8 protein-coding genes are annotated in these 6,430 nt (G+C 58.9%); 4 read left to right on the forward strand and 4 right to left on the reverse strand.

Features of this window, described 5'->3' with window-relative positions; translation table 11 throughout:
• Positions 1-9 precede the first annotated feature (9 nt).
• From RCH09_RS14805 to RCH09_RS14815, 3 genes are read left to right on the forward strand one after another with little or no spacing between them, the layout of a single operon-like run.
• Complete coding sequence (locus RCH09_RS14805; RefSeq protein ID WP_326941891.1) at positions 10-1,254, forward strand: CmpA/NrtA family ABC transporter substrate-binding protein; 1,245 nt, start codon at positions 10-12, stop codon at positions 1,252-1,254.
• 10 nt (positions 1,255-1,264) lie between these two features.
• The gene (ntrB, locus tag RCH09_RS14810; RefSeq protein WP_326941892.1) at positions 1,265-2,170 is read left to right on the forward strand and encodes a nitrate ABC transporter permease; all 906 of its coding nucleotides are present in this window, start codon (positions 1,265-1,267) and stop codon (positions 2,168-2,170) included.
• 2 nt (positions 2,171-2,172) lie between these two features.
• Positions 2,173-2,979 carry an ABC transporter ATP-binding protein gene (locus RCH09_RS14815; protein WP_326941893.1) on the forward strand — a complete coding sequence of 269 codons (807 nt, stop codon included), beginning with the start codon at positions 2,173-2,175 and terminating at the stop codon, positions 2,977-2,979.
• Between the two features lie 10 nt (positions 2,980-2,989).
• Here the strand turns inward: RCH09_RS14815 and RCH09_RS14820 are convergent, their stop codons facing one another.
• Complete coding sequence (locus RCH09_RS14820) at positions 2,990-4,357, reverse strand: NAD-dependent succinate-semialdehyde dehydrogenase (protein ID WP_326941900.1); 1,368 nt, start codon at positions 4,355-4,357, stop codon at positions 2,990-2,992.
• Between the two features lie 27 nt (positions 4,358-4,384).
• On the opposite strand from RCH09_RS14820, the gene RCH09_RS14825 reads away from it, so the two are divergent.
• The gene (locus RCH09_RS14825) at positions 4,385-4,963 is read left to right on the forward strand and encodes a hypothetical protein (protein ID WP_326941894.1); all 579 of its coding nucleotides are present in this window, start codon (positions 4,385-4,387) and stop codon (positions 4,961-4,963) included.
• Between the two features lie 45 nt (positions 4,964-5,008).
• Here RCH09_RS14825 and RCH09_RS14830 read toward each other — a convergent pair whose 3' ends face one another.
• The 3 genes from RCH09_RS14830 to RCH09_RS14840 form a co-directional block, all read right to left on the reverse strand.
• Positions 5,009-5,173, reverse strand: coding sequence for a hypothetical protein (locus tag RCH09_RS14830; protein ID WP_326941895.1), 165 nt, complete (start codon positions 5,171-5,173; stop codon positions 5,009-5,011).
• A 238-nt stretch (positions 5,174-5,411) separates the two neighbouring features.
• Positions 5,412-5,948: a hypothetical protein gene (locus RCH09_RS14835; protein ID WP_326941896.1), complete on the reverse strand. Its 537-nt coding sequence runs from the start codon at positions 5,946-5,948 to the stop codon at positions 5,412-5,414.
• A 35-nt stretch (positions 5,949-5,983) separates the two neighbouring features.
• Positions 5,984-6,331: a hypothetical protein gene (locus RCH09_RS14840; RefSeq protein WP_326941897.1), complete on the reverse strand. Its 348-nt coding sequence runs from the start codon at positions 6,329-6,331 to the stop codon at positions 5,984-5,986.
• Between the last annotated feature and the right edge of the window lie 99 nt (positions 6,332-6,430).

The following is a 6,430-nucleotide window of genomic DNA, read 5'->3' on the forward strand; positions in this document are numbered from 1 at the left end:
GAGGATGCCATGACCGATACCGTTCCGACCATCAACCCCACCCGCCGCCGCGTCTTGACCGCTGGCGTTGCTGCCGGCGCCCTGGGCGCATTGGCCACCCGTGGAGTCTGGGCCGCCGGCTCCGACAAGCCCGAGAAGGAAGAAGTCAAGGTCGGCTTCATCCCGCTGACGGACTGCGCGTCGGTGGTGATGGCCTCGGTGCTCGGATTCGACAAGAAGTACGGCATCAAGATCGTGCCGAGCAAGGAATCTTCCTGGGCCAGCGTGCGCGACAAGCTGGTCAACGGTGAACTCGACGCCGCCCATGTGCTGTACGGCCTGATCTATGGGGTGCACCTCGGCGTTGCCGGTCCAAAAAAAGACATGGCAGTGCTGATGACACTGAACAATAACGGCCAGGCGATCACGCTATCGAAAAAACTCGCCAACGCTGGCGCAGTCGATGGCACGTCGCTGGCCAAGCTGATGCAGACCGACAAGCGCGAATACACCTTCGCTCAAACCTTCCCGACCGGCACCCATGCGATGTGGCTGTATTACTGGCTGGCCGCGCACGGCGTCGATCCGATGAAGGACGCCAAGGTCATCACCGTACCGCCACCGCAGATGGTGGCCAACATGCGGGTCGGGGCGATGGATGGTTTCTGCGTGGGCGAACCGTGGGGCCATCGTGCCATTGTCGACGGTGTCGGTATCACCGCGGCCACCACGCAGGACATCTGGAAGGACCACCCGGAAAAAGTGCTCGGCACCTCGGCCGAGTGGGTCCAGAAGTATCCGAATACCGCGCGTGCCCTGACCGCCGCCATTCTCGACGCCAGCCGCTGGATCGATGCCTCGCTGTCGAACAAGAACAAGATGGCCGAAACCATTGCCGACAAGTCGTATGTCAACACCTCGGTGGACGTGATTAACCAGCGCATTCTCGGTCGCTATCAGAATGGCCTGGGCAAGTCGTGGGACGATCCGAACTACATGAAGTTCTTCAACGATGGCGCGGTGAATTTTCCGTATCTGTCGGATGGCATGTGGTTCCTGACGCAGCACAAGCGCTGGGGCTTGCTCAAGGGCGATCCCGACTATCTGGCGGTGGCGACCTCGATCAACCAGATTGCCGTCTACAAGGATGCCGCCGCGATGGCAAAAGTCAGCGTGCCAAAAGACGTGATGCGCTCGTCGAAGCTGATGGACGGCACCACCTGGGATGGCAAGAATCCGAAGGCCTACGCGGCGTCGTTCAAGATAAGGGCATGAGGAGCCGATGATGACCCCCACTGTTGACAACGCCATGCAGATGACGCCGACACCCGCCGCAGTAACGTCGACGCGCACAACCGAAACGCAGCCCGGCGCGCGCACCGAACCACCGAAAAAATCGGCCGGCACGTTGTCCTTGCAAACGCTGGTGCTGACGGTATTGCCGCCCCTGCTCGGATTGGCCGTGATGGTGCTGTTGTGGCAAATCGTCGCAATGAAGAATGAAGGATTTCCGTCGCCCATGACGACGTTCACGGAAGCCATCAAGGTTTTTTCGGACCCGTTCTATCGCAAGGGGCCGAACGACCAGGGCATCGGCTGGAACATCCTGGCGTCGTTGCAACGTGTTGCGGTGGGTTTTGGACTTGCGGCGGCAGTCGGCATCCCGCTTGGCTTCGCGATTGGGCGCTTCAAATTCCTGTCCGGCATGTTCGGGCCGATCATCAGCCTGTTGAAACCGGTCTCGCCGCTGGCATGGTTGCCGATCGGACTGCTGGTCTTCAAGTCTGCCAATCCGGCGGCGATCTGGGCAATTTTCATTTGCTCGATCTGGCCGATGATCATCAACACGGCCGTCGGCGTGCAGCGCGTGCCGCAGGATTACATGAATGTGGCGCGCGTCCTGAATCTGTCGGAGTGGAAGATCCTGACCAAGATCCTGTTTCCATCGGTGCTGCCGTACATGCTCACCGGTGTGCGACTGGCCATCGGTACCGCCTGGCTGGTGATCGTGGCGGCGGAAATGCTGACCGGCGGCGTCGGCATCGGCTTCTGGGTCTGGGATGAATGGAACAACCTCAACGTGCCGCACATCCTGATTGCCATTGCCGTCATCGGCGTGGTCGGTCTGCTGTTGGAGCAGGCGCTGGTGGCGCTGGCACGCGCTTTCACATACGAAGATTCGGGGACCTGATCATGGACGAAAAATTCATCGAAATCCAGCATGCCGAGATGTCATTCCCCCTCAAGCGCGGTCATTTCCAGGCGCTCAGCGACGTCAATCTGAATGTCAGGAAAGGCGAGTTCGTCACGCTGATCGGTCACTCGGGTTGCGGCAAATCGACGCTGCTGAACATGATCGCCGGTCTTACCAGGGCAACCGGCGGACTGCTGCTGTGCGGCAATCGCGAAATCGCCGGGCCGTCGCCCGAACGGGGCGTGGTGTTCCAGAATCACTCGCTGTTGCCGTGGTTGACCTGCCACGAAAATGTGCACCTGGCGGTCGAGCGTGTGTTTGGCGCGACCGAGTCGAAACACCAGTTGCACGAGCGCACCAGCGCTGCGATTGCGCTGGTGGGATTAACGCATGCCGAACACAAGCGTCCGCACGAAATTTCTGGCGGCATGAAGCAGCGCGTCGGGATTGCCCGCGCCCTGTCGATGGCGCCGAAGGTGTTGTTGATGGACGAGCCGTTTGGTGCGCTGGACGCTTTGACGCGGGCCCATTTGCAGGACGAATTATTGAAGATTGTCGCCGCCACCGGCTCGACCGTCGTGATGGTCACGCATGATGTCGATGAAGCCGTGTTGCTGTCAGACCGGATCGTGATGATGACCAACGGACCGTCGGCCACCATTGGCGAAATTCTGTCGGTGCGGTTGACGCGCCCGCGCGAGCGCGTCGCGCTGGCGCAGGACCCGCTGTATATGGAATACCGCACCTCGGTGCTGGAGTTCCTGTACCACCGACAGGCGCGGCCAGCGATGAAGGATGCGGCATAAGTCGGACGGTTCAGGCCACGCGAATGAGTTTCTTGTTGACGAACTCCTGGATGCCTGCGGCCGATAATTCCCGTCCATAGCCGGAGCGCTTGATGCCGCCAAACGGCAATTCCGGACTCGACATGGCCGGACGGTTGATGAACACCATGCCGGTCTCGATCTGGCTTGCAACGCGCTTGCCGCGCTCAATATCGCGGGTGAAGACGGAGCCGCCCAGGCCGAACGGCGAATCGTTGGCCAGCGCGATCGCGGCCGCTTCGTCGCGCACCCGGAAGAACAACGCGACCGGTCCAAAGAACTCTTCGTTGTAGGTCGGATTGCGGCGGTCGATACCACTGAGGACGGTCGGTTGCATGAAGGCGCCCGGATGGTCGGCGCGACCGCCACCCATCAACGTCAGCGCGCCGCCATCGACTGCGCGCTGCACCTGATCGAGCAATTTTTCCAGCGCCGCGGTCGACGATAACGGCGCCAGCTTGGTGGCTTCGTCCAGTGGATCTCCCGCCTTGAACTCGCCCAGTGCCGTCGTGAAAGCCGTCAGGAATGCATCGGCCACCGCCTCGACCACGATAAAGCGTTTCGAGGCCGTGCAAGCCTGTCCGGAATTGCGCATCCTTCCCGCCACGGCATACTTCACCGCATCATCCAGGTTGGCATCGTCGAGCACGATGAAGGCATCGCTGCCACCCAGTTCCATCGTCGATTTCTTGAGGTTGTGGCCGGCCCGGCCGGCGACGATAGCACCGGCGGCTTCGCTACCGGTGAGCGCCACGCCACGCACACGCGGATCATCAATCACCTGGGCCACCTGATCCTTGGAGATGAACAGGTTGGTGTAGGCGCCGCTTGGTGCGCCGGCTTCCTGCATCAGGCGTTCATAGGCCAGCGCACACTGCGGCACATTCGACGCATGCTTGACCATCACCACATTGCCGGCCATCAGATTCGGCGCGGCGAAGCGGGCGACCTGGTAATACGGAAAGTTCCACGGCTCGACGCCGAACAGCACGCCGATCGGACTGCTTTCGACAAGTGCCTCGCCGGACCTGGTGGGCAGTTTCTCCGGCGCCAGAAAGTTTTCGCCATGCTCGGCGTAGTAGTCGAGCACGGCGGCGGTCAATTCCACTTCGGCGCGACTTTGCGCAATCAGCTTGCCCATCTCGAGCGTGACCAGGCGCGCGAATTCGTCGGTGCGTTCGCGCAGGATGGCGGCTGCGCGCGAGAGAACATCGGCCCGCTCCGCGAAGGGCTTGCGCGACCAGACCTGCTTGAAACACACATCGGCCGCAGCAATTTTTTGTTCCAGGGTAGCGCCATCGCACTCATCGAAGCTGGCGAGAATTTTTCCATCGTAGGGGTTGGTGCTCTGGTAGGCCATGGGTTCTTTCTGATTGGATTCCGGTTGATGGCTGATCATGGCAAGTCGGTCACGGTCACGCTGTGCGTCAGCGCACATTCGAGCCTGAACAGGTTGCGTTGGCGCGGGATGCCTTGGCGGGCCGCGTCGCGAAGCGTCACGCCGCCGGCGCGCGACCGTGCGATGTTTTTGGGGGCAGCGCAAACAACCTGCAATCAGGGTGTCCTGCAAATTGCGTTTTCTTCCACGACTTCTAGACTGAATGACCGACATTGTCGGCTTTACATTACAACCAGAAGACAGGAGATAGCCATGTCCATGATGATTCAGTTTGTCTTTAAAGCACTGCCTGGCAGTGACATGCCAACGATTACCGAAAATGTGAAAGCTGCTGCACAGCTGTGGAAAAAACACGGCGCCGGAGAGGTGTCGTTCTGGATGGTCACGCTCGGTGAGGTTGGCAACATGGCGGTCACCGTGCCATTCGATAATTACGGGGCCTACGGCCATTGCTATGACAGCCTGATCGAGGACCCCGAGTTCAGGAAATGGCAAGCGGACTCGGTCAAGGCGGGCATGACGGAGTGGGTACGCTCGAACATGGCGCGAAAAATCTCGCTCGGTTGAGGCAGGTAATGGTCGGGCCGGAGGCCGGCCTGACCCGGTCTGCGATTACTTGACGACCTTGTGGCCGACGTGATCGTTGCGACCATCGTTCTTGTGCCGGCCAATCACTTCTTCCTGCTCGGCCTTCTGCTTCTCCTGTTTCACTTCATCGTTCTTCGGCGGTGGAATGTGCGCCGTGTTGCTTTCGTGCAGATCATTGGGTTTGGTCATGGTGGGCTCCTGGGGTGAGCCGGCGTTCGTCAGTCTTGTGACGATCCGGTACCAACAAGGTACTCCCGCTGCGTGGATGGCACCAGTGCGGTCGCGAACATAAGGAATGCGCGGCCGGAATTCGGGAACGGAAATATCAGGCTGCCGGAGCAGACCGGTGGCGGTGTTCTGAACGATCTTGCCCGAGAAACGGCTTGCCGCCCACCTGGTCGGGTGGGCACTGTTCGAGCAGGGAGGCTTATTTGATGGCCTGTTGAAAATCCCGATCGGAAACCACTTTTCCGATTAACTGCTTGATTGCATTGGCGTAGTTTCTCTGCGCAGCCGGAATGGCAATCGCGCCGACAAAAGAGGACTCCCAAGTGGTATCTACACTGAATGTCTTGTTAAAAATCCTGCTGTTGTCACGCATGACTTGGACGCGTGCACTGATGTTTGCGGTGCCCGTGCTAATGCCGGAATCGAGACTATTTTTCAGTAACTCGCCACTAATCACTGCGCCGGTTTTATCACTCAGTTTTCCACCGCTTTCGAGTTCGATGCGCAACGCCTCCTTGATATATTCGGAATAGGAATCGCCATACGGTGACGAGAATGTTCCGCCGCGAATGCTGATGTGATTCAGGCTGTCATCCTTGGCATTGAATTGTCCGACAGTTGCACCGCCGCCGGGATTCGCCTGCAGGGTTCTTGTATTCTTGATCGTCGCCTGATAATTGGGTGCGACCGCAGCGCATCCTGTCAACGCCATGCCGGCAGCGATCATGGCCAGCATTGTCATGCGTCGCAGTAAAGATGTTAAATGGTTCGTCATTTGGCAAATTCTCCGTTTTTGGACATGTCGTTTAATAAATTCAGAACCAGGCCTTCAGTCATCTGACGGGCTGCTGCGTTCTTTTCCCCCTTGGGCACCGCAACCAACCCTTTTGGCGCGTCAGCGTTGCCAATCGTCGTATGAATTGCGTGCCTGTAGACGTGTTTGATTTCGTTGTTCGTGGCGGTGACGTAGATGGTGTTCATGATGTAGCCATCGGTAACGGTGCTTCCTGCCAGTCCGAGGGTAAGACCGGTGGCAAAGCCCTTGCCGAAGGCATCCTTATCCACGGGAATATTGTCAATTGTGATAAACAATTTATTCTCTGATACTGCCGGCGTCACTAAAACCACCTCGTTATACACAAGTGCGCCCCACCCACGCCACACGAGAATTCCCGCATACGTTCAATAAATTAGCGCATCCCTTGTAAACTGGGCAGA

The sequence above is a fragment of the Actimicrobium sp. GrIS 1.19 genome (assembly GCF_035984655.1).
Lineage (GTDB): Bacteria > Pseudomonadota > Gammaproteobacteria > Burkholderiales > Burkholderiaceae_D > Actimicrobium.